The organism is Ruegeria sp. AG6 (genome assembly GCF_056541565.1).
Genome location: NZ_JBQFYQ010000003.1, coordinates 256346 through 281451, shown reverse-complemented (window position 1 = coordinate 281451; position 25106 = coordinate 256346). Strand labels below are relative to the sequence as shown.

Genomic DNA, 25106 nt, shown 5'->3' with positions numbered 1-25106 from the left:
AGGTGCGTTGCTTTTTATCCTGCAACCTCAACGCTGCGGTCATGGTGGGCACCCGGAAAATTGCCCGGTCGCGCGCCAATCAATCCCAATACCGGTCTGAAAATTGTCGCAACCGATAAACTCCGTGACGGATTACGTCGTGACTGGGGCTTTCCCGGCGGCACATGATGCTTCGGCGCACTGAGGGTTAAGGACACAAATTCATGCGGTATTCGGCACTCGCGATTATGCGGCAGGTTTTGAACGGGCACCGGGGCTGGACACCGGCTTGGCGTGATCCCGAGCCTCAATCAAGCTATGATTTCATCGTGATTGGCGGCGGCGGCCATGGCCTTGCGACGGCATATTATCTGGCCAAGGAACACAACGCCGCCAAGGTTGCCGTTTTGGAAAAAGGCTGGATCGGTGGCGGCAACGTCGGGCGCAATACAACGATCATTCGCGCCAATTACCTGTTGGATGGCAACCAGCCATTCTATGAGCTGTCGCTGAAACTGTGGGAAAATCTTGAACAGGACCTGAACTACAATGCGATGGTCAGTCAGCGCGGTATTCTGAACCTCTGTCATACGGACGCGCAGCGTGACGCGTATCGTCGTCGTGGCAACGCGATGATGTTCACCGGCTCTGGGGCCGAACTGCTGGATGCAGAGGGCGTTCGCGCGATGTATCCGTTCCTGAACTTTGACGATGCGCGCTTTCCGATCAAGGGCGGTCTGTTGCATCGCCGCGGTGGTACGGCGCGTCATGACGGTGTCGCTTGGGGCTATGCCCGTGCCGCGGATCAACGGGGGGTCGACATCATCCAGAATTGCGAAGTCACCGGGTTCCGCATCGAAAACGGAAAACTGCTGGGCGTTGAAACCACAAGGGGTTACATCGGCGCCAAGAAGGTGGGCGTGGCGGTTGCCGGGTCTTCCGGGCGCGTGATGGCACAGGCGGGGATGCGCCTGCCGATCGAAAGCCACGTGCTACAGGCCTTTGTGACCGAAGGGCTGAAACCGGTGCTTGACGGGGTGATCACGTATGGCGCCGGACATTTCTATGTCAGCCAATCGGACAAGGGCGGTCTGGTCTTTGGCGGCGATATCGACGGCTACAACACCTATGCACAACGCGGCAACCTGCCTGTGGTCGAGGACGTGGCCGAAGGTGGCATGTCCCTGATGCCGATGATCGGTCGCGCGCGCCTGCTGCGGATGTGGGGCGGCGTGATGGATATGTCGATGGATGGTTCGCCGTTCATTGATCACACCGGAATTGAAGGGCTCTATTTCAATGGTGGCTGGTGCTACGGCGGGTTCAAGGCAACGCCAGCATCTGGTTTTTGTTTCGCGCATCTGATGGCCACCGACCGACCGCATGACGTTGCATCTGCCTATCGTCTGGACCGGTTCAGAACCGGGCAGATGATTGACGAAAAAGGCGTGGGCGCACAGCCCAACCTGCACTGAGGAGGCCCGGACATGATCATCAATCATCCACTGCTTGGCCCGCGTGACGCGTCCGAATTCACCTATCTGGGCGACGCGAGTCTGATCAATCGGCCCGACTGGCAATCCGACACGGCCGCCGCCGAGTTTCACGACTATGTCTACCTGCGCGACAACCCGGCAGGAACCCACCGAGAGCTGTGGTTTCACGAGCAGGGCGACCGCTCGTGGCTGGTTGTGACACGCGACACGCTGACCCATGAAATTCTGGCTACAGAACTGGCGCGGGATGTAGCCCGCAAGACGGGACGGGGAAAATGACCCAGAACAATCGTTTGCAGGGCGGTCTGATCGACCGGTCCAAAAAGCTGCGTTTTACCTTCGATGGCAAATCCTACGAAGGCTATCAGGGTGATACGCTGGCCTCGGCGCTGCTGGCCAATGACGTGCGCCTGGTTGGCCGTTCGTTCAAATACCACCGTCCACGCGGTGTGCTGGCCTCGGGTTCGGAAGAGCCCAACGCGCTGGTCGAGCTGCGCACAGGCAACAGGCAGGAGCCCAACACACGCGCGACCACGGTCGAACTGTTCGACGGGCTCGAGGCGACATCGCAGAACCGCTGGCCCTCGCTCGCCTTCGATGCGCTGTCGATCAATGATCGGCTCTCGCCCTTTTTGACGGCGGGTTTCTATTACAAGACCTTCATGTGGCCTAAGGCGTTCTGGGAAAAGCTATATGAGCCGATGATCCGCAAGGCGGCCGGTCTGGGCAGCCTGACGCAGGAGGCCGACCCGGATATCTACGACAAGGGCTATTTGCATTGCGATGTCCTGGTTATCGGCGCCGGTCCCTCCGGCCTGATCGCGGCGTTGACGGCGGCGCGGTCTGGCGCGCGGGTCATTCTGGCCGACGAAGACAGCCGGATGGGTGGGCGTTTGTTGTCTGACTGTGACCGGTTCGAGGGCATTTCGAATGCCGATTGGGTCGCGCAGACACTGGGAGAGCTGGCATCGATGGACAACGTGCGCCTTCTGACGCGCACCACCGTGTTCGGCGCCTATGATCACGGCATTCACGGCGCGCTTGAGCGGGTCTCGGATCACCTTGCGGTGCCCGAGGCGGGGAAACCACGCCAGATTTTGTGGCGCATCTACGCGAAGCACACGGTGCTTTGTGCCGGCTCTGCCGAACGTCCGATTGCTTTCGAAAACAACGACCGACCGGGCATAATGCTGGCGGGCGCGATGCGGGCCTATGCAAACCGCTGGGCCGTGACACCGGGCCAGCGCGTGGCGACCTTCACCAACAATGACGAAGGACACCGCGCCGCACAGGATTTGATCAAAGCCGGGATCAATGTTGTTGCCGTGATCGACCCGCGCCACGATGCACCGCGCATTGCCGAATGTGAATTGCTGGCCGGGGCGCAGGTCACGAATACGCAGGGCCGTTTGGGGCTGAAATCGATCACCGTGCAGATGGCCGATGGTCAAACCCGCCCCATCGAAGTAAGCGGTCTGGGCGTTTCGGGTGGGTGGAATCCGAATGTGCAACTGACATGCCATCAGCGCGGCCGCCCGCAATGGTTCGAACCGCTTGCAGCCTTCATCCCACCTGCCGAACTGCCCAAGGGTATGAGTGTCGCCGGTGCCGCCGCTGGCAACCTGACCAGCCACGGGGCGATCGCCTCGGGCACCAAGGCGGCACTTGCGGCGCTTGACGGGCTGGGGATCAGGGCCTGCCCGGTCGACCTGCCGAAAGCCGAGGATGATGAGATCCTCATCACCCCGTTGTGGCATGTGCCCGGCAAAGGCCGCGCCTGGCTGGATTTCCAGAATGACGTGACCGTCAAGGATGTCAAACTGGCCGAACAAGAAGGCTTCCGCAGTGTCGAGCATCTGAAACGCTATACCACCCTTGGCATGGCAACCGATCAGGGCAAAACCGCGAACGTCGGCGCGCTGGCCGTGATGGCCGAGATCACCGGCAAGAGCATTCCCGAAACCGGCACGACCATCTTCCGGCCACCCTACACGCCCGTGGCGATGGGGGCCTGGGCCGGGCGCTCGGTCGGAAAAGAATTCAAACCCACGCGACTGACGCCCAGCCATCAATGGGCCGAAGAACAGGGCGCGGTATTCGTCGAGGTGGGCCTATGGCTACGCGCGCAATGGTTCCCCAAGGCTGGTGAGACCCATTGGCGCGAATCCGTGGATCGCGAAGTTCTGGCCGTACGCAGCGGTGTCGGCGTCTGCGACGTGACCACGCTGGGCAAAATCGACGTGCAGGGCGCGGATGCCGCGGAATTCCTCAACAAGATCTATTGCAACGGCTTTGCCAAACTGCCGGTGGGCAAAACCCGTTATGGCTTGATGCTGCGCGAAGACGGCATAGCCATGGATGACGGCACTGCCGCCCGCTTGGCCGAAGATCACTTTGTGGTCACCACCACAACCGCAAACGCGGTTGGTGTCTATCGCCACATGGAGTTCGTGCATCAATGCCTGTTTCCGGACATGGATGTGCAGATGATCTCGACCACCGACGCCTGGGCACAATATGCCATAGCGGGCCCGAAATCCCGTGAGTTGCTGCAAAGGGTCGTTGATGACGGCCATGACATCAGCAACGAAGGTTTTCCCTTTATGGCGTGTGGCGAGGTGACCATTGCCGGGGGGGTCCCGGCGCGGCTGTTCCGCATCTCGTTCTCGGGTGAGTTGGCCTATGAGCTGGCTGTTCCTACCCGGTACGGTGACGCGCTGATCCGACATCTGATGGCGCTTGGAGAGCCCTTTGGCGTAACGCCGTATGGCACCGAAGCGCTTGGCGTTCTGCGGATTGAAAAGGGCCATGCCACCGGAAACGAACTGAACGGAACCACCAGCGCCCACAATTTGGGCATGGGGCGCATTCTCTCAACCCAGAAAGACAGTATCGGTGCGACGCTCAGCGCACGCGAAGCTCTGACCGATCCGGATGGTCTGGCTTTGGTCGGCATTCAGCCGGTCAACAACGCCGATGCCGTGCTGGCCGGAGGCCATGTGTTCGACGAGGATGCGCCACACCTGCCGGAAAACGATCTGGGCTATGTCACATCGGCTGCCTATTCGCCGCACCTGTCCAGCAGCATCGGACTGGCCTTTGTAAAACGCGGGGCGCAGCGATTGGGCGACACCGTGCAGATTGTCAGCCCGGTGGATGACACCAACATCAAAGCGACGCTTGTCAGCGCGCATTTCGTTGACCCCGAAGGAGAACGGCTCCGTGCGTGATTTTGTTGCCAAGACCGCCATTGGCGGCAGTGAACCCAAACGGGACGTGGTCGGAACTCTGACCTTTCAGGAACGAGAGGATGTGGCACTGGCATCCGTCTCAGCCAGGCTGGGACACGAGGAAACCGTCAAAACCAAACTTCAAACCGTTTGCGGAATCCCGGTGCCTGAGGCGGGGCGGTGGGAAAAGGGCGAAACCAGCAGCCTGCACTGGCTGGGCCCGGATCAGTACCTGTGCGAAGAAGCTTTTGCAGGCCCGTTGGAGTTGGCCAGGCGTATGGAAACCGAGCTGGTCGGCATGGCGTCGGTGACCGATCAGTCGGACGCGTTCACACGCATCGACATGACCGGGCAGGGTGCCACCGTCTTGCTGCAACGCCTGACCGTTCTGGATGTCGAGCAGATGCAGGCCGGAGCCTTCAACCGCACCGCAATCCATCATGTGGGGTGCCTGCTGCGCTGCAATGAGGCGAGAACGGATTTTTCGATCTACGCGCCACGCAGCTATGCGATTTCAGTTCACCACATGCTGATTGAGGTGGCCAGGGCCCTGTGAAGGACGGTGCCCTAAGGACAAAGCCGCGTGTCTGGCGCCGCGGCTTCGTTCCTTGCGCTCCTGAGCTGGCGGCAGACCGAATGCGCGCCGATAGTTGCTTGAAAACGAACTGGCGCTGTCATACCCGACCGAAAGCGCGATTTCCTGCAAAGGCTGATCGGTGTAAAGCAGCTTCTGCCGCGCCGCATCCAGTCGCAGTCTGCGATAGTACCCTCCGGGGCTGATCCCGGTTTCCTTCTTGAAATGCCGCTCCAATTGCCGGATGGACATGCCAACGCGTTTCGAAACCTGCTCGATCGAGATCTTGTTTTCGATGTTGTTTGCAAACAACTCGATGGCCCGCCGCACCGGGCGCGGCAGGGCATTGCGGGTCTGATTTTTGCTGTAGCCCGGCAAAACCTGCAACGTATCCGCATCACGCAAAGTCGCGTATTGGAACCAGCAGGCCGTTTCGACGGCAACCGCATCGGACACCTCATCCGAAATCACGCCCAGCATGAATTCAAAAACCGCTGAAGTCCCGGCAAAGGACATTCGGTTGCGATCTATCGTATAGAGCGTGTCGCACAGGTTCACCCTGTCGAATTGTTCCTTCAAAGCAGCGGTATAGCAGAAATGCGCGCTACAGCTGTAACCATCGAAGAACTTTTCTTCCGCCAGCGCAAAAAGTGAACCGCTGACCGAACCGATCCGCGCGCCACGGGACAAAAGCCGTCGCAGCGCTCCGCCCGAAGCCTTGCGATCCTTCAACCGGGCTGAGGCCCCGGCAAAGACCAGCACGACGTCGGTTTCCTCCACGTCGGACAATGCCTTGTCAGGGTTGATGCTGAGGCGTGAGCTGGACATGATCTGTTGTCCATCTTCCGAAACGACAGTCCAGCCAAGACCATCGCTGCGGCTGATCTCATTGGCCACGCGCAGCGGGTCGATGGCCATGGACAGGGCAGCAAGCGGGAAATCTTCGAGGCACAGAAAGGTAAAATGGGTCATGCTTTGTCTCTTTGCCAGCACGATACCCCAACTACACCGATTTCGTCAGAACACCAAACGATGGGCGCGGCCGCGCTCGTATAGTTTTCGGTTCAACTCATCCGCTTCGGGCGCGCCGTATTCCAGCGCGAACACAAACGCATGTGTAAGGTAAAAACAAGCAGCGTCGAGATCCTGGTTTTGCTCGGCCCGGTCGGCTGCCTCGTGGTACAGCCGGATCAGCGCAGGCACATCATTATCCGCGTGAGCCTGCAACAGGTGCTTGTCGAGTTCTTGCAGATCCAAGGTCAGCCTCTTACCGGAAACGCGAAGTGTGTTGGCCTGTACGCAATCATACGCTTTCTACCTTTTTGCGCCTGAATCCTGATTTCCCAGCGCCGTCAACGATGCGGACCGGCCCTTGATGAACCCATCACACGCATCCGCACGCGTCTTTGCGCAATCTTGGAACATCGCCTGCATCTGCGATGTTCCTGATTGCAAATGACCGCGCAGGATACTTCCGTGGCGCCCTCAGCCCATGATCCGGCCGGAAAGCCGCCTATGCCTCGGCACGGGCTTTTTCGATCTGAGTGGCCACCCAGTGGTGGAAACAATGCGTTGGGCCATCCATCGCGGGCGAAAAACGGCCGCCGTCGAATTTGACACCGTGACGGCCTTTCTGCATGCCCTCGACCACGAACACATCCTCTTCGAAAACGGTTTTCCAAAGCTGCGCATTCTTTGCGCGCAACGCTTCGTGCTCGGGTGCGTCTTCCGGTTTTTTGGCGTAGTACAGCTCGATCCTTTCGTTTGACCGTTCATGCGTGATCGGATCGATGATGAAGGCAAATCCATGGTCGCGTTGAACACCCAGCAAGGTGTTCGGGTACACGACGATGTATTCCGCCCCTTCGTTCCACTTTTCGCTCAGATTCTGGAAGTCATCCAGTTTTTCGCCGTTCTGACCTTCGAACTGGCGATAGACATAGGTGCCCTGACCCGAATACTTGCCCAGTTCATTGATGTTGTAGTGGTCTTCCAGGCGCGAATAGCTGTTGAGACCCGGGTGAACCCAGGGCAGGTGATAGCTTTCGCAGAAATTCTCGACCGCCAGTTTCCAGTTCGACTTCAGCTCGAGCCGGACAGACGCGCCGGCACCGCCATGATACATGGGCTGTTCAAAATCTTTCCAGCGTTCCATCAGCTCGCCATGAACCTCTTCGAACTCCGGGGCGTTGCCATCCACATTCACGAAGACAACATCGCGCCAGACAAAGGAACGTATGCGGATCAGGCCCAGTTCAGCAAAGTCCAGATCTTCATGCGTGTTCTGTCCGGGGCCTCCGACATGCGGCGCCGTGCGCAGCTCGCCATTCAGGCCGTAACACCAGCTGTGATAGGGGCAACGGATCGCGCCGCGGATTTTCTGCGGCTTGTCGACCAAGATCATTCCGCGATGGCGGCAGGTGTTCTGGAAAACGCCGATCTGTCCGTCACGGTCGCGCACCATCAGAAGCGGCACGCCGAGAAAGTCGATCGGAAAGGCATCACCCGCTTCGGGAATGTCCTTGCCAAAACCGATGCCCGACCAGTTCGCGAACAGGACCGCCTCCCGTTCCTCGGCGAAGATATCGGGATCGATATAATGCTCGTTCGGCAGGCCCTTGGCGGTGTTTACCGGGGTCAGAACAGACGAAAGCGCTGAATGCTTGTTCATCGGTTGCTCCTGAGTAATTCGGAATGTGTTGAACGTTACCCCCATTGGCCGGTCGAGCCGGCTTCATTCAATATCAAAAAACCTCATGGCCGATTGAGGCAGACTAAACCGAACCGCCGGACAATTCATCCAGCAACCAGTTTTTCAGCGCCAGGGCACCTTCTGTCAGCTGGTCGTCCGGGCGACCGACGAGGTAAAAGTTGTTCGGGGCAGGGATGCTGAATTCTTCTAGCACAACAAGTTTTCCTGATGCCAGCATGGGCTGGATCAAGCGTTTCCACCCCAATGCAAGCCCGGCCCCTTTGCGGGCCAACTGCAAGGCCAGCGCATAGCTGTTTACGCGCGACTGTACCGGTACAACTCCGGTATATCCGAGGTCGTGAAACCAAGATGGCCAGGTGGTCCAGGTGTTGTCCTGCGTTTCAAGGTGGATCAGGCGACGTTCGACCAGGTCTTCCAGGCTTGCCCCCTTCAGTTCCAGGGCCATCTCGGGGCTACAGACCGGCGTCAGAGTATCGCGGTACAGTTTAGTATGGTTCAGCTGCGAGTTCACGTCACGACCGTAGCGGATGAAAAAGTCGATATCCGGCCTGTCCGAGAATGGCTTGTCCTGTGCCATCTGGTTCACTTTCACGTGCGGGTAGTCCTGCCAGAACCGGATGACCGACGGAGAAAGCCACAACGCCGCCACAGCGGTAGTGGACCCGACCGTCACTGGATTTTCTGAATCGCCGCTGCGAATCTTTTCGAGCACCTTCGATATCTGCCGGAACGACGAACCGAGCACCTCGAACAGGTCCTGGCCATCCTCGGTCAGTTCCACGCCCCTGTGCTTTCTGACGAACAGCGCCGAACCCAGTTCACTTTCCAGCGCCTTTATCTGGTGGCTGACAGCGCCCGGCGTAACCGACAGTTCGCTGGCCGCTTCTTTGAAGCTGAGATGCCGCGCGGCGGCCTCGAAGGCCGACAAGGTCGTGAGAGGTGGAAGATTATAGTGGCGTCGTGACATGGTTGCTGCGTTGCTCAAAAGGTAGAGGTGAGTTACATTCATCCGAATGTGAGAAATTTTGCAATTGAAATCTATGTTTTTTCCTGCTGTTTGCGATCGGGTACAGGACCAAAGTCGACCGAGAACGAACAGGATGTGTGATGGATACACAAGTTGCCCGCCTCGTGCGCAAAACACGGCTAAGCCCGGACACGTCCGATTTTTGCTTTGAAATCGAAAACGGCCGCTTCACAAGCCTTCAACCCGGCGCACATGTCGATATCCATCTGGCCGACGATCTGGTGCGGCAGTATTCACTGTGGAGCTGGAGTCAGGACGGCTGCGTAATCAATGTCGCCGTCAAACGCGAAGATGAAGGGCGTGGCGGCTCGGTGGCCATGCACGCGCTTCAAGAAGGGGCGATGGTCGAAATCGGCGGGCCGCGGAATCACTTCAAACTCGAAAACCACGATCGGCATGTCACGTTGATCGCAGGCGGCATCGGGGCAACTCCGCTGGTTGCAATGGCGCGGGAATTGATGAACCGCGGGCAGGATTTTCGGGTCTACTACCTTGTAAGGTCAAGAGAATTTGCAGCGATGGACGCGCAGTTCAGGGCCCTTGGGCTGGATGAATGGTATCATTTGCATTGCGATGACACAGACGGCTGGTTTGATCTGGCATCGGTCATGCAATCGATGCCCGTCGGTGCGGATGTGTATACCTGCGGACCTGAACCGATGCTGAACGCTGTTCTGGAAGCAGGTGCATCCTTGCGTGGCGGGGCAATCCATTTTGAACGATTTGCACCCGCTTCTGACATCGACCACGATCCAAACGCGGAATTTCAGATCGAAATTCAGTCAACCGGCGCGGTCTACCCGGTCGGAAAAGAGGAAACTATTCTCGGAGTATTGCAAAACAACGGCGTGCAGGTCGATTTCGGCTGCTCTGAAGGGTTGTGCGGGTCATGCATTGTTGACGTAGTGTCAGGGCAGGTCGATCACCGCGACGGAATACTCACACCGCAAGAGCAGGAAAGCCACGAATTCCTGTGCACCTGCGTTTCGCGGGCCAAGTCCGATAAACTGGTCCTGAAGCTGTGAAGGACGTAGTGGTCACAACAAATCATGTCGTCGCATTGTTCTCGCTAACATCGCAATCGAGTGAATTCGGTGGTCGCTTCATGTGATCGAAGTGTCGGATTCTCAGGTTAGAACATCTCACCCTTGCTATAGGTTTTTCGAAACTGGAAACCCAATAACCACTTAAGATGCTGCGACGACATTCAACCACACGCTGACTTATCACCGGGATCGGTGATGACAGCAGGCAGCGAGCAATCGGGAGGAAATTTGCAGTAAGAGACGTAATGGGAGCAAGCGTTGTTACTGCAAGCCCAAGTTTGGGCTGAACACAACTCAACATCGGTTCGTGCATCGTGCATGATTGTCCACGTCGTGCAACGCGATGTTTTCCAGCATTTTTTCAGAAGAACAAAGAACGACACACTCGAGGAGGAACGTGCGATATGTCGATACCCGAACCTTTCACGGACGTTGAAATAGAAACGGCTGATTCCGGATTCTATGAAAACTACAGCGTCCCAATTGCCCTGATCAGCAAAGCCATCATGGTCGGGCTGGTGCTGTGGGCCCTGGTTTTCCCAGCGAATGCAAACAGCACATTGGGCAGCCTGAACAGCCAGTTGCTGGAAGTCTTCAACAGCTTCTACATCGTCATTGTCGGTTTTTTCTTCTTTTTCCTTGCCGTTGTTGCGATCATTCCGTCCACGGGTCGTAGGATCATGGGAACGCCGGGGGAAAAGCCCGAGTTTTCGAACTTCTCATGGTTCTCCATGATGTTTGGTGCCGGTCTTGGTGTGGGGCTCATGGTTTTCGCCACAGCAGAACCGCTGGGCCTTTGGGGGTCTAACCCTGTGGTTTTGTCGGGTGAAGTTGCAGGAAATGACCCTGAATCCGTTCAATCGGCTTATCGTTTCACTTTCCTGCACTACGGCTTTCACGCCTGGGCGATCTATGTGGTAACCGGCCTGTCCCTGGCCTACTACGCCTATACACGCGACATGCCTCTGACGATCCGCTCTGCGCTGACACCGTTGTTTGGCCGTTTCGTCAACGGCTTTTTCGGCCACGTGGTTGACGTTTTGGGCGTTGTCGCAACGATCCTCGGCGTGTCCGTAACCATCGGCTATGGCGTCAGCCAGTTCATCGACGGCCTTTATGCCATCACCGGCATGCAGTGGATCATGGATCTGGGCGGCGAGGTGCCGACCCCCAGCAAGGTCGGTCTGATTTCAGGCTTGGTCGTTATCATGGGCCTGTCGATCATTTCGGCGGTTTCCGGTGTCGGCCGGGGTGTCAAGTACCTGTCCAACCTGAACCTGGTGCTGTCGATCATCCTGCTGGGCACTTTCGTGGTCTTCGGTTCGTTTGTCTTTGCCATGACCACTTATGGCACTGCGATGATCGACTACATCCTGCACTTCCTGTCGCTCAGCTTCAATGCCTATGGCCCGCTGTCGGCCGAAGCATTCGCAGCGGCTCTGCCGGCCGAGGCGCAAGCACATGCCGCAGATCTGATGGGTGGGGCGACCAATGCCTGGGGTAGCTTCGACGGCTTCAAAAGCGGTCTGGAAGGTGCAGCGGCCGAGTTGGACGAAGCAACCTTGGCCGCGTCCTACGCTGCGGGTGAGCAAGGTCGTCAGTTTGGCTGGCAGGCAGGCTGGACCACCTTCTACTGGGCGTGGTGGATCGCATTCTCGCCCTTCGTGGGGCTTTTCCTGGCGCGCATCTCCAAGGGTCGGACCGTCCGCGAGTTCATCTTGGGCTGCGTGTTCGCGCCTGCGCTGGTGTGCTTTGCCTGGATGACCGTTTTGGGCGGCACAGCGATCGATCTGGAACTGGCAGGCGCGGCAGAAGGTGCGATCATCGGCGCATCGAACACCAACAAGCTGTTCACGACATTGTCCTTCATGATCGATGGTGGGCTGCTGTCCATGCTGAACGTTATGTGCGTGATCCTGATCATGACCTTCCTGGTAACCTCGGCGGACTCGGGAATTCTGGTGATGAACACCATCATGTCGGGTGGTAGCCAGGAAACCGGTATCAAGCACCGCATCATCTGGGGTGTGATCCTGACGGCAGTGATCGGCGCGCTGATCCTGGCGGCGGGTGAAAACAACCCTATGGATGCGCTGCGCAATGCCATGATCATCGGTGCGCTTCCGTTCACCATGGTGATGGGCCTGATGTGCGTATCGCTGGCCAAGGCGCTGTTCCGCGACAGTCAGCGTGACAAGCACTCTGCCAACAGCGCGCAGGCAGCCGAGTAAGGCGTAGGCACAAGAAAAAACCTGGTCAGGCCGCCCTAACTGGGCGGCCTGTTCTTTTTCGGTAAAGCGTCGCCCTTGACGTGAAAAACTCCAATACCACCCCGGGGCTAATGCCGTAATGAACGGCGAACCAGGTCTGCCCCCTACCGACCGGCCGAATACCCCGTACTTCCGCCACCTCTGGCTGCTGAGGTGACGGTTTGCGCACCGGACCGGCGAGGGCCGCATCACCTGTCACGGTCGATTTCCTTGCGGCTGCAACTTTGGATGCAGGACTGCCTTAGGGCCGCGGGCAGGGACTTAGAACTTTCGTCGAATGTCCCTGCGAAGGGTGGAAAGTTAGTCTTTCGATCATGCGCGTACTCACAGGCATTCTGATGCTGCTTTTCGGCGGCCTAGTGATTTTGGCCGAACCTGTGTCGCGCGATGATATCGAATCCTACATCCGCGCGCCGTTCGCATTGGGGGCGGCGTTGTACGAAAACGGCGTCTACAGTCTGCTGAACTCCGGCGGGGCCGATGCAGGCTATGTCTTTGAATCGAAACCCATGGCGCCATTGCCCGGTTTTTCAGGCGCACCAATCAACATGTTGATCGTGCTGGATCTTGAAGGGCGTTTTCTTGACGTGCAGTTGATTGAACATAACGAACCGTTCTTTGTTTAAGGGCTCGGAGAGCCCCTTTCCACAAATTCTTCGAGCAATACAGGGGCCTTTCGATCTCGGATTCCATCGTTGTTGGAACCCCGTACGGCGGTGCAGCAAGCGGGTCGTCATTGGTCTATCTGGACGGGGTTACAAAGGCGACGGCAAGTTGTGCGGATCGTGCATGAATCGGTCATGGGCGCTGCTTTGACAGTCGCGCGCGAGAAAATGCAGGGATTGGCAACCGCGCCGCCTGCATTTCCGGATCCCGATTATCAAGAAGAACTCAACTGGCAGGATCTGATCGATCAGGGCATCGCCACATGCAAGGTCTACACGAATGCGCAAGTTGACGCTCTGTTCAATGGCACCCTTTGGGAAGATGACGATCCCGAGCCGCAGTACAGTCCCGACGACCCTTATCTGGATCTGTGGGTCGTGGATGTGGGCCCAAAAGCCATCGCTCGCGCTGCCTTGACCACGGACAGTTATGAAGAGTTGCAGCGCTTCATGGAAATTTCGGACAATGACGAGCTGATCCTTGTGATCGAAACGGTGCGCCATGGTCCGGTCAGCGAAGACTTTGTACGCAATACCGCGCCGGACTGGATTTCGGCCGAGCAGAGCGGATTGCCGGTCGCTCTGCGTGATGCCGATCTGCTGGTCGAGTTGGCGGATAACATGCCAGATGGCGTTGCCATGATCCTGCGCACCGACCGGCGCCTGGGGTTCGAACCTTCCCGAGAATGGGTGTTGAAGGTTCTTGCAGTTCGCGAACATGGCATGTTCCAGCCTGAAACAGGATCCGTCACTTTGGATGTTGCACATATCTCACCTGAAAGGTTCTTTGATCGACCAGAACAGATTGTTCCGGCACCGCCCTGGCTTGAAGCGCTGCGAAATCGCCAGTTGGATCTGGTTTTCCTGGGTGTGTTTCTGGCTGCGCTGTTGGCCGTTTAGGCCCTGCGAATGAATGCCCTTGCGGCGCGACCATTGTTCACTCCCGTACGTCTTGGCGTTCTTGCCCTTGTCACAGTTTTCGTGGGTTGGTGGGGGCAAGGGCAGCTATGGATCGTCACGGTTTTGGGGGCATTGCGTACGGCATTGGACGGCGGCAGTTCTGCCTTCCTGCTCTATGATCCGTTCTCGTTGCTGATCTGGGCCGTGACCCTTGCGGGTTTGATTGCTTGGGGCAGGGGATTGTTCTGCGGATGGCTCTGCCCTTTCGGTGCCCTTCGGGAATTCGCACATCATCTGGGCAAAGCCCTTCGTATCCCTCAGGTTGAACCGTCAAAAAAATGGGCAACCGTCTGAAATGGTTAAAATACGCGGTACTGACGGCCTTGCTTGCGTTGTCTTTGCCGCACCTGATCAGGTCGATAAAGCGGCAGAGGTTGAGCCCTTCAAAACAGCGATCACGACCTTCTTTTTTCGCGAATGGTATTATGTCGCCTACGCCATCTTCTGGCTGGTTCTGGGAATGGCGGTGTTCAAGGGCTTTTGCCGATATGCCTGCCCCTTGTGCGTGTTCCTTGCGATCGGTGGGTTGCTTCGGGGCCGCGACTGTATCGAACGCCGCGCCGAATGCGGGTCACCCTGTCAGCTACGCAAGGTCAAATGCAAATTTGGCGCGATCACGCAAGCCGGGCAAATTCAGTTTGATGAGTGTTTTCAGTATCTCGACTGCGTCGCCATATATAACGACCGCAACCGCTGCGTTCCCCTGATCGTCGCGGCTCGCCGCCGCACGAGAGAGGTTGTAGCCGAATGATCAACCGTCGCCGCTTTCTGGCCATATCTGCCGCAGCACTGGCATCTCCGTCTCATGCACAGCCTATCCGTCGGCGTGGCTACGCCATGGGGGCCGAAATCAGCCTGACACTGGATGCTGACCCTGTGGAGGCAGAACATGCCATTGCCGCTCTGCGATCCATTCTGGAGGAATGCGAGGCGCTCTTCAGCCTGTATCGCCCGAACTCTGCCCTGTCGGAGCTCAACCGGAAAGGGTATCTCAAAAGCCCCGATCCCACTTTTGTGTCTCTTTTGACAGCGTGCAGCGCGGCTTACGACCTCACAAATGGTCGCTTTGATCCCACAGTTCAGCCAATTTGGCTTGCCGCGTCCGAGAATGAGGCTCAACACGCGCGAAGGCTGATCGGGTGGAACCGCGTAGGTCTAACTAAGGAACTCGTGCAATTGGGCCCTGATCAAGCGCTTATCCTGAACGTCATCGCTCAAGGTTTCGCCACCGATCTGGTCGTTCGCGCCTTGCGCAAAGCCGGGTGGGAAAAGGTTCTGGTCAATATCGGAGAATATTATGCAAGTGGTCGTCAGCGGCTGCTGGGCGTCACGGATCCAGTGCACCGACTTGTCGAAGTCACGCATTTGAAGGACCGCGCCATTGCTACGTCCAGCGCTGACGTCATGCGCCTGCGGTCGGGCGGCGCTCACATCATCGACCCGATGGGCGGAAACGCACCGCTTTGGTCAACGGTCAGTGTCCAGGCACCGGATGCTACGACGGCAGACGCGCTTTCAACAGCATTCCGTCATGCTTCCGAGGCTGAAATAGCAGCGACCCTTGCGCAGGCAGCCGGCGAGCGCATCGCGATCCGTGTACGCCCCAATGGGAAAGTGGTGACGCTGCAAGGATAAAAAGCCCCGGATAACACCGGGACTTTTCGATTTTCCCGACCAATTCTTTACAAGCAGTCTTCAACCGCGCGTTTGGTCATGACCGAAACAAGATGCGCTCGATACTCCTTGCTCCCATGCAGATCCGCAATCATGTTCGCCGGGTTTACGCGCAGGTCCATAAGGGCATCAGGGCGAAATTCCTTGTTCAGCGCCTGTTCAGCCTCGGACCACCGGAAAACGCCGTCCTCGCTCGCGCCGGTTACCGCGACGCGCACCCCGTCCGCAAAGCGGGCCAGGTAGACCCCGACAAGCGCAAAACGCGAGGCTGGCTGAAGGAACTTCCGGTAGCTCGCCGCTTGCGGCACCGGGAAACGGACCGATGTGATGATTTCACCCTCATCCAGTGCTGTCGTGAACATTCCCTGGAAAAAGTCATCGGCGGCAATCTGGCGGGTATTGGTCCGGATAGTCGCCCCTGAACCCAATACCCCTGCCGGATAACAGGCCGCAGGGTCATTGTTGGCAACCGAGCCGCCAATCGTCCCGCGGTTGCGAACTGCCGGATCGCCAATCTGACCGGCCAGCGCTGCAAGCGCTGGATACGAGCCCACGGCCTCGCGGGCGACGACAGCGTGGGGCGTCGCGCCACCGATCGACACCGATCCGTCATCCTCGATGCAAACGCCTTGCATCTCGGGAATTCCGCTCACCGACACCAACTTGGACGGGGCCGCCAACCGTTGCTTCAATGTTGGGATCAGCGTCTGTCCGCCTCCCAACGCCTGCGCATCCTCTGCTGCCAATGCTGCAACCGCGTCAGCAATGGTCGAGGGCTTCTCAAACTCGAAATTGTACATTTCGTTCTTCCTTTCCGAAAAGGCGCTGATCCGCCCTTCATCTGGCTATAAAAATCCCGGGGAGCGCGAGGGGCTGGCCCCTCGCACCTTAACCTCTCAACCATGCATCGCCGTCCAAACGCGTGACGGGCTCATCGGCATGTCGATATGATCAACAGCCCTTCCACCTGAGTTCAACGCATCCAGCACCGCGTTGACCACCGCAGGCGGTGAGCCGATCGCACCGGCCTCGCCGCAACCCTTCACACCAAGCGGATTGTGCGTACACGGCGTCTGGCTGGAATGATCTACGCCGTAGAATGGCACGTCATCCGCACGCGGCATCGCATAGTCCATGAAGGACGCACTCAGCAGCTGGCCGTTCTCGTCATAGGCACAGTTCTCCAGCAGGGCTTGACCGATGCCCTGACCAATACCGCCATGCACCTGGCCATCAACGATCATTGGATTGACGATATTGCCAAAGTCATCCGCAGCCGTGAATTTCTCAATCGTGACCTGACCTGTGTCTGGATCAACCTCGACCTCACAGGCATAAGCCCCTGCCGGGAAAGTAAAGTTGGCCGGGTCGTAAAACGCGGTTTCCTCCAGTCCCGGTTCAACTTCCAGCGGATAGTTGTGCGGTACGTAAGCCGTAAGGGTCACATCCCCCCACGCCACCGACTTGTCGGTCCCCGCAACACTGAACTGACCGTCCTTAAGTTCGATATCTGCCTCGGACGCTTCCAGCAAATGGGCTGCAATCTTTTTGGCCTTGTCGATCACCTTCTCGGTGGCCTTGACCATAGCCGAGCCGCAGACCGCCAGCGAGCGTGAGCCATAGGTGCCCATGCCAAACGGGATCTTCGAGGTGTCCCCGTGCACGATCTCGACCATTGACTCGTCGATGCCGATCATGTCGGCCACGACCTGCGGGAATGCTGTTTCATGGCCTTGCCCGTGGCTGTGTGCGCCAACCATCACACTTATCGAACCGGTGGCGTTCACCCGAACTGTCGCCGCGTCGTAAAGACCCGCACGGGCCCCCAACATGCCGACGATATTCGAAGGCGCGATACCACAAGCCTCGATATAGCAATTGACGCCGAGACCGCGCAGCTTGCCTTTGGCCTCACTCTGCGCGCGTCGTGCTGCAAAGCCCGCGAGATCAGCCGCAGCCTCAAGCTTGTCCATCGTCCCGTTGTAATCCCCGGTGTCATAGGTCAGCGCCACCGGCGTGTCATAGGGGAACTGGGTGACAAAGTTCTGTCGCCGCAGGGCGATCGGATCGACACCCAGTTCGCGCGCGGCTTTGTCGATCACACGTTCCAACTGGTATGTTGCCTCAGGGCGGCCCGCGCCGCGATAGGCGTCCACCGGCACCGTGTTGGTGAACATCGCCTTCACGTTTACCTGAATGACCGGCGTCTTGTAGTTGCCCGCCATCAGCGTGCCGTGCAGCCAGGTCGGGACCGAGCTGGAAAAGGTGGATAGATACGCGCCCAGATTGGCATATGTGTTGGTACGCAGGCCGACGAAATTGTTGTCGGCATCCAGCGCCAGCTCGATCTTGCTGACATGGTCGCGGCCCTGTGCATCCGACATGAACGCCTCGGACCGGCTGGCCGTCCACTTGACCGGGCGGTTGCAGGCCTTGGCGGCAAAGGTGCAGAATGCCTCTTCCGCATAGTGGAAAATCTTGGTGCCGAAACCGCCGCCCACATCCGGCGCCACGACGCGGACCTTGTGTTCGGGCAGGCCGAGCACAAAGGCGCACATCAGCAGCCGGATCACATGCGGGTTCTGCGACGTGGTATAGAGCGTATACTCATCCGTGCCCCGGCTGTATTCCGCCACGGCCACGCGCGGTTCCATCGGGTTGGCAACCAGACGGTTGTTCACCAGTTCCAGAGTGGTGACATGCGCGGCGTTGGCAAACACCTCGTTCACCTTGGCGTCGTCCGCCTCACCCAGCTGCCAGTCATAGCAGATGTTGTTTTTCAGATCGTCATGGACCAGGGTCGCGCCATCCTGCGCGGCGGCTTTCATGTCGATCACCGCGGGCAGTTCCTCGATATCCACCTCGATGGCCTCAGCCGCATCGCGGGCCTGCTCAAGGCTGTCGGCCACAACGGCCGCGATCGGGTCGCCCACATGGCGCACTTTGCCCTGCGCCAGAATGGGGTGAGGGGGCTCTTGCATCGGCGCGCCGTGCTTGTCGGTGACTTCCCAGCCGCAGGGCATGCCGCCCACGCCTTCGAAATCCTTGCCGGTAAACACCTTGACCACTCCCGGCATGCCTTCGGCCGCCGAAGTGTCCACGGACTTGATCCGGCCATGCGCGATGTCGGACCGCAGAAAATGCACATAGGCCTGGCCATGTACGTTGATGTCGTCGGTATAATTGCCTGCTCCGGTCAGAAAGCGTACGTCCTCGCGCCGCTTGGAACTGGCTCCGATGCCACTGTCTTTGGGCATTGCTTATTCTCCTCCCATAAACGGATGCTGCTGCATCCCTCACTCATCCCACGGGCGTGTTTCCGACGCCCGCAGCGGCATCATTCCGCAGCGATGCTGCCCACGTCCTGGCCGGATGCGGCCATGATCGCTTTGACGATGTTGTGATACCCAGTACAGCGGCACAGGTTGCCCTCCAGATACTTCCGGATTTCGGCCTCGGTTGGGCGCGGGTTCTCTTTCAGCAGCGCGGCGGCGCTCATCACCATGCCCGGAGTGCAGAATCCGCATTGCAGACCGTGGTGATCCTGAAACGCCTGCTGTATCACGTTCAGTGAGCCATCCGCTGTTGCCTGGCCTTCGATCGTGCCGACATCGGCCCCATCTGCTTCGGCGGCCAGCATGTTGCACGATTTCACCGCTTCGCCATTCACATGCACCACGCAAGCTCCACATTGCGCGGTGTCGCACCCCACATGCGTGCCCGTCAAAGACAGATGATCGCGCAGAAAACCGGACAACAATGTCCGGCCCTCGACGTCTCCGCTTACGGCTTTGCCGTTCACGGTCATGGAAATTTTCATGACTTTCTCCTCCCTGAATTCCAAAGGATCAACCGCCTAACACGCGCTTGATCCAACCTTTCTTTTTTTCCCCGGTCTCGCCTTCTTCCGAGGTTTCGGGCTCGGGCACATCCTGAGGTTCGACCGCGTTCTGGAAGTTCTCAAAGAACTGGTCGGCCATTTTTCTGGCAACCCCATCAATCACGCGGCCCCCCAACTGAGCCAGTTTGCCACCGACGCGTGCATCGACCGCGTAGGTCAGTAGTGTGCCTTCGGGGGCATCCGACAAGGTGACGTCGGCCGCGCCTTTGGCAAATCCGGCGGCTCCTCCCTTACCTTCACCCGATAACTTCACGCTTTCAAGCTCCACGAGATCAGAAAGGGTCACAGAGCCTTTGAACGTCGCTTTGACCGGGCCTACTTTCTGCACGACGGTGGCCTCGAACCCGTCTTCGACCGAGCCTGTCATCTCCTGACATCCCGGCACGCATTCCTTCAGAACATCTGCCGACAAAAGCGCGGCCCAGACTTTGGAACGCGGCGCGGCGATGACGCGGCTGTCATTGAGTTCCATTTCACTTCTCCAAGTATATTTTTGTTACGCTACGCGGTGTTCGCAGCCTTGCCTATAAGACCTTGGGTGTAGTCACCGCAGTATGGACGGCGAATGTGTAAGGCCGTGACGTTTGAAGATTTCGGCGATGCGCCTGTCCTGCAACGCCGCATAAATGGCGTCGTCCACAGCATAGCAGAGGCCGCTATAGGCGAAATGAACGTCCACGCCAGTAGTCCATGAACTGACGGCAAAACCGGGCAGGGGTGGGGTATGGATGTCAAGCTCTGGCGTCAGCCTGGCCTCAAGGTTTTCGCCGGCAGCCACCAGATTGAAACGCGCGTCGACCCCCAGCTCTTCGGCGATCAATGTTCCGGTGTCGATATCCACGCCCTGTATCTTGCCGTCTTTCTCATAGGACCACGGGGCAAAGTCGTCATAAGCCGCAAATTTGATATAGCCGCGCGCGACGATGGTATCGAGATCAGCGCCAACGATATCCCGGCTGGCGTTTTGTGGTTTGGGTTGAGGCACATGATCCTCGCATCGGGCCATCGCCATTCCGGTTGAAAGAGTGGCAGCCAACAGAGAGAGAAAAAATGTGCGTCCGATCATGTGTCTCAGTCTGCCGTCCTATTGCGCGGCAGACAATCCAATTGTCAGTTGCTCCGCCGCCTATGAGAAATCAGGGCTGTCGCCCGAGATCAGAACAGCGGCGCGAAAGGCCACGCTGTCAGCCGCAGGGCGCCCGATCCTGTTTCCAAAGTGCCGGCAATCTGGCTGAGATCCGACTGAAGCGCTGCGGCATCACCTTCCCCGCCGTCGGCCATCGCGGCCAGCAGGTCGCGGGGCGACGTCTCCGTGCGAAAACGCCATGCCACCTGCGGTCAGGCCAGCCAGCGCTGTGTTGAAAAACACAAGACCCATCGTCTCCTCCTTCTGATGCTGGCTCTGGTCTTAGCTCAGGGAAAACCATCGTGAAATTCGACCTTGTTTGCAGATGAGCCGCTGCGTGCGACTAAGGTCGAATGGCATGCCGCCCAAGGACTCATTTTAGTGGAGCAGCATCGGAGGAGGAGCAAACACGGCCATGTTTTTTGGGTCTTTGCAACTCTTGTTCTGTTGCCAATGGTTGCTGCAGCTGAGGTCTCTGTATCTGCTGTCTATCTTCATCAACAGGTCAGACGACCACCGGTTTTGTCGAACCCTGACCCATTGCCCGACGATCTGGGCACGGCAGGTGCAGAACTGGCTTTGTCAGACAACCTGACAACGGCCAAGTTTCTGGGCCACACGTATGAACTGACAGTTTTGACCGTCCCGAAAGACGGGAATTGGCTTGATACGGCGCGCCGGGCCTTGTCCCAGACAAGCTTCCTGATATTGGACGCTCCGGCGCGGGCGCAACTGGCGGTCGCTGATCTTCCCGAGGCCGCCGACGCCATCTTGCTCAACGCGTCTGCCCGCGACCGCGACTTAAGACATACCGCCTAGCCGTGCCAACCTGCTGCACACCATGCCGTCCGATGCGATGCGCACGGACGCTCTGGCACAATTTCTGGTCAAAAGGCGCTGGGACGATCTGGTTCTGGTCGCCGGAGAACACCAGTCGGACACGGCCTTTGCTGACGCAATGAAACTGTCCCTGACCAAATTCGGACTGGAAATTCGGGCGGAAAAGACCTGGCGTTTCGATGCTGACATGAGGCACAATGCGGCGCAGGAAGTTCCTGTTTTCACGTAGGATTTCGTGGACTACGATGTCACGTTGGTCGCGGATGAGTTGGGCGACTTCGCAAGATATATACCGTTCAACACATGGGAACCCAGGCCGGTCGCAGGTTCGGAAGGGTTGCGACCGGTCACGTGGTCGCCTGTGGTCGAGCAATGGGGCGCGGTTCAGTTGCAGAGCCGGTTCGCCGGTTAAGCAGGCCGGTCGATGAGGCCAATCGACTATGCGGCATGGGCTGCGTTTCGGTCCTTGGGCGAGGCCGTGGCCCGAACGCAATCTGGCGATCCCGCGGTTCTGCGGGACTACATTCTGTTGGAAAAATTTGAACTGGCAGGCTTCAAGGGCCGGGCGATGAGTTTCCGCGCCTGGAACGGTCAGTTGCGCCAACCCATCCCGCTGATGACGGATCGAGCGGTCGTGGCCCTCGCACCGCTCGCGGGTTTCCTGCACCACAGGACTGAACTGGACACTCTGGGAATTGACCAGGCCGAATGCCTGTGCACGGCCTTTAGCGAGGACTAAAGATAAAGTTTTCCGTCTTTTTGGCCGCTGCTGCATTTTGCACTCCGGCGGTTTCGGACGAGATTTGGATCAGCAATGAAAAAGACGACACGCTCAGCGTGATCAATATCGAAACGTTTGAAGTGATCCGCACCCTTAAAACCGGAGAACGACCACGCGGGATCACATTTTCCAAGGACTACTCGGTTCTCTACATCTGCGCGTCAGATAATGACTCGGTGCAGGTCATGGATCCTGAAACCGGAGAAGTCCTTTATGATCTGCCGTCGGGCGAAGACCCCAAACAGTTCGTTTTGCACCCGAATGATCGGCATCTGTACATCGCCAACGAAGATGACGCGATAACAACTGTCGTCGACACGGTATCGCGGACCGTAATTGCCCAGATAGACGTGAGTATCGAGCCGGAAGGGATGGCGGTCTCACCTGACGGCATGATCGCTGTCACCACGTCCGAGACCATCAACATGGCTCATTGGATCGATACCGAAACACAGGAGTTGTTCGCCAACGCCCTGGTGGACTCGCGCCCGCGCCACGCGGAATTCGTCAAGGGCGGAACCGAACCTTGGGTCAGCTCTGAAATCGACGCCGGAAACTGAATCAAGCTCCTGAATTTCAGCGGCAATGGTGGTCGGTAGATTTTTGGGCGGCCTGAAAGGTCAAGGAAACATATCCCTGCATTCTGGGCGGGACGTCGCGGGACAGACCCGTTCCGAACGACGCGTGCAGGGCCAAATAGCGCAACCGTATCAAGATCATGTTCGTCCGGGAGAAGGATCGGCGCCGCGTCGCAAACCGTTGCGACAGATGCCCGAAAGTGGTCCGATAAGTCACCGCTGGTGCCGCCGAAACCATGAGTGTGGAGCCCGGATAAAATGCGCGAATTGCCCCCACGACCATTGTGCAATTTCGCCGACAGACCCGCCTGCGAATAGTTGCCGTGCCAACAGCTCTGACCTGTCGGCGATTCGGTGCGGAGGGAAGACACAAGTCTAGGGAGGACACCGATGAACCGGTTCACAATGGCGGCAGTTGCAAGCGTGATTGCAGTGGGCACGGCCCATGCAGAAGTTACCGAGGACGATCTGGCCAACGACCAGTCAATTGCGACCCAGGTCGTGACAAACGGGATGGGACGCCACTTGCAGCGCTACAGCCCGTTGGACATGCTGAACAAAGACAACGTCAAGAACCTGTTGCCGGCCTGGGCGTTCAGCCTTGGTGGCGAAAAACAGCGCGGGCAGGAAACCCAACCGCTGATCTATGGCGGCATGATGTATATCACCGGATCGTATTCGCGCCTTTATGCAATTGATCTGGAAACCGGCAAAGAGGTCTGGCGATACGAGGCGTGCCTGCCCGAAGGCATTCTGCCTTGCTGTGACGTGGTGAACCGGCGTGCCGCCATCTACGGCGACAAGGTGATTTTCGGCACCCTTGATGCCCGGATTGTGGCCCTGAACAAAGACACCGGCGACGTCGTGCGGCGTGACAAAATCGCGGACTACAAGGCGGCGTATTCTTACAACGCGGCTCCGCTGATCGTTGACGGGCTGGTGATCACCGGAAATTCCGGTGGTGAGTTTGGCATCGTTGGCGCTGTGCAGGCACGGGACGTGAACACCGGTGATCCGGTATGGGAACGCCCGGTCATAGAAGGCCATATGGAGACGCTGAACGATGAAGAAAGCACCATGACGGGCGAGTTGAATGCGACGTGACCCGGCGACATGTGGAAGACCGGCGGTGGCGCAACCTGGCTGGGTTGTTCCTATGACGCGGACACGGATACGCTTGTTTTCGGGGTCGGAAACCCGGCGCCGTGGAACTCGCGGCTGCGCAATGCGGGCACGCCGACGGAAGGTAACGCCGGAGACAACCTTTACGCGGCCAGCCGCATCGGAATCGATCCGAAAACCGGCGAAATCAAATGGCATTTCCAGACCACGCCGCGCGAAGGTTGGGACTATGACGGTGTAAACGAGGTTGTTGCCTATACCGACCGTGAAGGAAACAAGCGTTACGCAACCGCCGATCGCAACGGGTATTTCTATTTTCTGAACCGCGAAGACGGTGCCTTTGTATCGGCTAATCCGTTTGTCAAAGACATAACATGGGCGTCCGGCGTGGATGAGACCGGCCGACCGGTCTTTGTCGAAGAAAACCGCCCCGGGGATCCGTCGTCAGCGGCTGATGACAAGAAGGGTGAAGTGATCTTTGCATCGCCTTCTTTCCTTGGCGGCAAGAACTGGATGCCGATGTCCTTTTCGCAACGTACCGGCAATTTTTATGTACGGTCGAACGAATGGGGCATGGATATCTGGAACCAGCCGATCTCGTACAAGAAGGGTGCCGCCTATCTGGGCGCAGGCTTTACGATCAAGCCCAACTACGAAGATCACATTGGATCTCTCAAGGCCATCGATCCGGATACCGGCGAATGGGAATGGGGATACAAGAACAACGCGCCGCTGTGGTCAGGCGTGATGACGACAGCCGGTGGCCTGGTGTTCTTTGGCACGCCTGAAGGTGAGTTTATCGCGCTGGACGACGAGACCAGCGAGAAGCTGTGGTCGTTCCAGACCGGCTCGGGCAGCGTGTGACCTGGGAACAGGATGGTGAACAATATGTCGCGATCATTTCCAGCTGGGGCGGCACTGCACCGCTCTGGGGGGGTGAGGTGGCCAAGAAGGTCAACTATCTGAACCAGGGTGGTACCTTGTGGACCTTCCGCCCGCCAAAGGAACTGGCATCGGCGAACTGACACGGGATCCAGCAAAACCCTGATGCGTACCTCTGATCCGGGGTGCGCGTTACTATACGACCTTCCGCCAGTATGCGTGGTTTTCATTCATCGCTAGGA

General features: G+C 58.1%; 25 protein-coding genes and 2 pseudogenes. 17 read left to right on the top strand and 10 right to left on the bottom strand.

From position 1 onward, the window contains the following. Positions 1–203: 203 nt before the first annotated feature. The 4 genes from ACR0I0_RS10360 to ACR0I0_RS10345 are packed head-to-tail and all read left to right on the top strand — an operon-like array spanning position 204 to position 5261. On the top strand, positions 204–1454 hold the full coding sequence (locus tag ACR0I0_RS10360; RefSeq protein WP_171723708.1) for a sarcosine oxidase subunit beta family protein: 1251 nt from the start codon (positions 204–206) through the stop codon (positions 1452–1454). A gap of 12 nt (positions 1455–1466) precedes the next feature. Continuing rightward, entirely contained in the window at positions 1467–1754 is a 288-nt protein-coding gene (locus ACR0I0_RS10355; protein ID WP_152460339.1) for a sarcosine oxidase subunit delta, read from the top strand. Beyond that, complete coding sequence (locus tag ACR0I0_RS10350) at positions 1751–4705, top strand: sarcosine oxidase subunit alpha family protein (protein WP_480491301.1); 2955 nt, start codon at positions 1751–1753, stop codon at positions 4703–4705. Before ACR0I0_RS10355 ends, ACR0I0_RS10350 begins: the two co-directional genes overlap by 4 nt. Beyond that, positions 4698–5261, top strand: a complete 564-nt coding sequence (locus tag ACR0I0_RS10345) for a sarcosine oxidase subunit gamma (RefSeq protein ID WP_171723710.1) — start codon at positions 4698–4700, stop codon at positions 5259–5261. The genes ACR0I0_RS10350 and ACR0I0_RS10345 overlap by 8 nt, the downstream gene beginning before the upstream one ends. Here the strand turns inward: ACR0I0_RS10345 and ACR0I0_RS10340 are convergent. The 4 genes from ACR0I0_RS10340 to ACR0I0_RS10325 form a co-directional block, all read right to left on the bottom strand. After that, the gene (locus ACR0I0_RS10340; protein ID WP_480489003.1) at positions 5220–6251 is read right to left on the bottom strand and encodes a GlxA family transcriptional regulator; all 1032 of its coding nucleotides are present in this window, start codon (positions 6249–6251) and stop codon (positions 5220–5222) included. The genes ACR0I0_RS10345 and ACR0I0_RS10340 overlap by 42 nt on opposite strands. 45 nt (positions 6252–6296) lie before the next feature. Then, complete coding sequence (locus ACR0I0_RS10335; protein ID WP_171119331.1) at positions 6297–6536, bottom strand: hypothetical protein; 240 nt, start codon at positions 6534–6536, stop codon at positions 6297–6299. A 256-nt stretch (positions 6537–6792) separates the two neighbouring features. Continuing rightward, positions 6793–7950: an aromatic ring-hydroxylating oxygenase subunit alpha gene (locus ACR0I0_RS10330; RefSeq protein ID WP_480491299.1), complete on the bottom strand. Its 1158-nt coding sequence runs from the start codon at positions 7948–7950 to the stop codon at positions 6793–6795. Between the two features lie 103 nt (positions 7951–8053). After that, the gene (locus ACR0I0_RS10325) at positions 8054–8959 is read right to left on the bottom strand and encodes a LysR substrate-binding domain-containing protein (protein WP_209834007.1); all 906 of its coding nucleotides are present in this window, start codon (positions 8957–8959) and stop codon (positions 8054–8056) included. Positions 8960–9099: 140 nt separating this feature from the next. Between ACR0I0_RS10325 and ACR0I0_RS10320 the strand changes: the two genes are divergently transcribed. From ACR0I0_RS10320 to ACR0I0_RS10290, 7 genes are all read left to right on the top strand, one after another. Then, positions 9100–10044 carry a PDR/VanB family oxidoreductase gene (locus ACR0I0_RS10320; RefSeq protein WP_480491297.1) on the top strand — a complete coding sequence of 315 codons (945 nt, stop codon included), beginning with the start codon at positions 9100–9102 and terminating at the stop codon, positions 10042–10044. A gap of 425 nt (positions 10045–10469) precedes the next feature. After that, positions 10470–12296, top strand: a complete 1827-nt coding sequence (locus tag ACR0I0_RS10315; RefSeq protein ID WP_480491296.1) for a BCCT family transporter — start codon at positions 10470–10472, stop codon at positions 12294–12296. Between the two features lie 353 nt (positions 12297–12649). Continuing rightward, positions 12650–12961: a hypothetical protein gene (locus ACR0I0_RS10310; protein WP_480491294.1), complete on the top strand. Its 312-nt coding sequence runs from the start codon at positions 12650–12652 to the stop codon at positions 12959–12961. 174 nt (positions 12962–13135) lie between these two features. After that, positions 13136–13900 carry a hypothetical protein gene (locus tag ACR0I0_RS10305; protein ID WP_480491292.1) on the top strand — a complete coding sequence of 255 codons (765 nt, stop codon included), beginning with the start codon at positions 13136–13138 and terminating at the stop codon, positions 13898–13900. Between the two features lie 9 nt (positions 13901–13909). After that, positions 13910–14254 carry a 4Fe-4S binding protein gene (locus tag ACR0I0_RS10300; RefSeq protein WP_371732254.1) on the top strand — a complete coding sequence of 115 codons (345 nt, stop codon included), beginning with the start codon at positions 13910–13912 and terminating at the stop codon, positions 14252–14254. Between the two features lies 1 nt (position 14255). Beyond that, the gene (locus ACR0I0_RS10295; protein WP_480491290.1) at positions 14256–14711 is read left to right on the top strand and encodes a hypothetical protein; all 456 of its coding nucleotides are present in this window, start codon (positions 14256–14258) and stop codon (positions 14709–14711) included. Then, positions 14708–15595, top strand: coding sequence for an FAD:protein FMN transferase (locus ACR0I0_RS10290; RefSeq protein ID WP_480491288.1), 888 nt, complete (start codon positions 14708–14710; stop codon positions 15593–15595). Before ACR0I0_RS10295 ends, ACR0I0_RS10290 begins: the two co-directional genes overlap by 4 nt. A 47-nt stretch (positions 15596–15642) precedes the next feature. Here the strand turns inward: ACR0I0_RS10290 and ACR0I0_RS10285 are convergent, their stop codons facing one another. The 6 genes from ACR0I0_RS10285 to ACR0I0_RS10260 all read right to left on the bottom strand — a co-directional run bounded on the left by ACR0I0_RS10285 (position 15643) and on the right by ACR0I0_RS10260 (position 20867). Further along, positions 15643–16434, bottom strand: coding sequence for an FAD binding domain-containing protein (locus tag ACR0I0_RS10285; protein ID WP_480491287.1), 792 nt, complete (start codon positions 16432–16434; stop codon positions 15643–15645). A gap of 96 nt (positions 16435–16530) precedes the next feature. Continuing rightward, positions 16531–18891, bottom strand: a complete 2361-nt coding sequence (locus tag ACR0I0_RS10280) for a xanthine dehydrogenase family protein molybdopterin-binding subunit (protein ID WP_171723718.1) — start codon at positions 18889–18891, stop codon at positions 16531–16533. 80 nt (positions 18892–18971) lie between these two features. Further along, positions 18972–19454 (bottom strand): (2Fe-2S)-binding protein, encoded by a 483-nt coding sequence (locus tag ACR0I0_RS10275; RefSeq protein WP_152460328.1) that lies wholly within the window; start codon positions 19452–19454, stop codon positions 18972–18974. 28 nt (positions 19455–19482) lie between these two features. Beyond that, on the bottom strand, positions 19483–20007 hold the full coding sequence (locus ACR0I0_RS10270; protein WP_171723719.1) for an SRPBCC family protein: 525 nt from the start codon (positions 20005–20007) through the stop codon (positions 19483–19485). A 72-nt stretch (positions 20008–20079) separates the two neighbouring features. After that, the gene (locus ACR0I0_RS10265) at positions 20080–20601 is read right to left on the bottom strand and encodes a transporter substrate-binding domain-containing protein (protein ID WP_480491285.1); all 522 of its coding nucleotides are present in this window, start codon (positions 20599–20601) and stop codon (positions 20080–20082) included. Between the two features lie 89 nt (positions 20602–20690). Beyond that, positions 20691–20867, bottom strand: a complete 177-nt coding sequence (locus ACR0I0_RS10260) for a hypothetical protein (RefSeq protein ID WP_480491284.1) — start codon at positions 20865–20867, stop codon at positions 20691–20693. 316 nt (positions 20868–21183) lie between these two features. On the opposite strand from ACR0I0_RS10260, the gene ACR0I0_RS10255 reads away from it, so the two are divergent. The 6 genes and pseudogenes from ACR0I0_RS10255 to ACR0I0_RS10230 all read left to right on the top strand — a co-directional run bounded on the left by ACR0I0_RS10255 (position 21184) and on the right by ACR0I0_RS10230 (position 25007). Beyond that, a complete protein-coding gene (locus ACR0I0_RS10255; RefSeq protein WP_480491283.1) occupies positions 21184–21480 on the top strand; it encodes a hypothetical protein in 297 nt (98 codons plus the stop codon). A 22-nt stretch (positions 21481–21502) separates the two neighbouring features. Further along, positions 21503–21730: a hypothetical protein gene (locus tag ACR0I0_RS10250; protein ID WP_480491282.1), complete on the top strand. Its 228-nt coding sequence runs from the start codon at positions 21503–21505 to the stop codon at positions 21728–21730. A gap of 6 nt (positions 21731–21736) precedes the next feature. Then, entirely contained in the window at positions 21737–21913 is a 177-nt protein-coding gene (locus tag ACR0I0_RS10245; protein WP_348539519.1) for a hypothetical protein, read from the top strand. Between the two features lie 12 nt (positions 21914–21925). Continuing rightward, positions 21926–22240: a hypothetical protein gene (locus ACR0I0_RS10240; protein WP_480489027.1), complete on the top strand. Its 315-nt coding sequence runs from the start codon at positions 21926–21928 to the stop codon at positions 22238–22240. A gap of 2 nt (positions 22241–22242) precedes the next feature. Beyond that, a pseudogene (locus tag ACR0I0_RS10235) lies at positions 22243–22827 on the top strand (YVTN family beta-propeller repeat protein); the annotation flags it as partial. A gap of 423 nt (positions 22828–23250) precedes the next feature. Then, positions 23251–25007, top strand: a pseudogene (locus ACR0I0_RS10230) (PQQ-dependent methanol/ethanol family dehydrogenase). Positions 25008–25106 lie beyond the last annotated feature (99 nt).

Coding starts and splice junctions, on each gene's coding strand:
- ACR0I0_RS10360 (WP_171723708.1), top strand. CDS start 204: ATGCGGTATTCGGCACTCGCGATTATGCGGCAGGTTTTGAACGGGCAC.
- ACR0I0_RS10355 (WP_152460339.1), top strand. CDS start 1,467: ATGATCATCAATCATCCACTGCTTGGCCCGCGTGACGCGTCCGAATTC.
- ACR0I0_RS10350 (WP_480491301.1), top strand. CDS start 1,751: ATGACCCAGAACAATCGTTTGCAGGGCGGTCTGATCGACCGGTCCAAA.
- ACR0I0_RS10340 (WP_480489003.1), bottom strand. CDS start 6,251: ATGACCCATTTTACCTTTCTGTGCCTCGAAGATTTCCCGCTTGCTGCC.
- ACR0I0_RS10330 (WP_480491299.1), bottom strand. CDS start 7,950: ATGAACAAGCATTCAGCGCTTTCGTCTGTTCTGACCCCGGTAAACACC.
- ACR0I0_RS10325 (WP_209834007.1), bottom strand. CDS start 8,959: ATGTCACGACGCCACTATAATCTTCCACCTCTCACGACCTTGTCGGCC.
- ACR0I0_RS10320 (WP_480491297.1), top strand. CDS start 9,100: ATGGATACACAAGTTGCCCGCCTCGTGCGCAAAACACGGCTAAGCCCG.
- ACR0I0_RS10315 (WP_480491296.1), top strand. CDS start 10,470: ATGTCGATACCCGAACCTTTCACGGACGTTGAAATAGAAACGGCTGAT.
- ACR0I0_RS10310 (WP_480491294.1), top strand. CDS start 12,650: ATGCGCGTACTCACAGGCATTCTGATGCTGCTTTTCGGCGGCCTAGTG.
- ACR0I0_RS10305 (WP_480491292.1), top strand. CDS start 13,136: ATGGGCGCTGCTTTGACAGTCGCGCGCGAGAAAATGCAGGGATTGGCA.
- ACR0I0_RS10300 (WP_371732254.1), top strand. CDS start 13,910: ATGAATGCCCTTGCGGCGCGACCATTGTTCACTCCCGTACGTCTTGGC.
- ACR0I0_RS10295 (WP_480491290.1), top strand. CDS start 14,256: ATGGTTAAAATACGCGGTACTGACGGCCTTGCTTGCGTTGTCTTTGCC.
- ACR0I0_RS10290 (WP_480491288.1), top strand. CDS start 14,708: ATGATCAACCGTCGCCGCTTTCTGGCCATATCTGCCGCAGCACTGGCA.
- ACR0I0_RS10285 (WP_480491287.1), bottom strand. CDS start 16,434: ATGTACAATTTCGAGTTTGAGAAGCCCTCGACCATTGCTGACGCGGTT.
- ACR0I0_RS10280 (WP_171723718.1), bottom strand. CDS start 18,891: ATGCCCAAAGACAGTGGCATCGGAGCCAGTTCCAAGCGGCGCGAGGAC.
- ACR0I0_RS10275 (WP_152460328.1), bottom strand. CDS start 19,454: ATGAAAATTTCCATGACCGTGAACGGCAAAGCCGTAAGCGGAGACGTC.
- ACR0I0_RS10270 (WP_171723719.1), bottom strand. CDS start 20,007: ATGGAACTCAATGACAGCCGCGTCATCGCCGCGCCGCGTTCCAAAGTC.
- ACR0I0_RS10265 (WP_480491285.1), bottom strand. CDS start 20,601: ATGATCGGACGCACATTTTTTCTCTCTCTGTTGGCTGCCACTCTTTCA.
- ACR0I0_RS10250 (WP_480491282.1), top strand. CDS start 21,503: ATGCCGTCCGATGCGATGCGCACGGACGCTCTGGCACAATTTCTGGTC.
- ACR0I0_RS10240 (WP_480489027.1), top strand. CDS start 21,926: ATGAGGCCAATCGACTATGCGGCATGGGCTGCGTTTCGGTCCTTGGGC.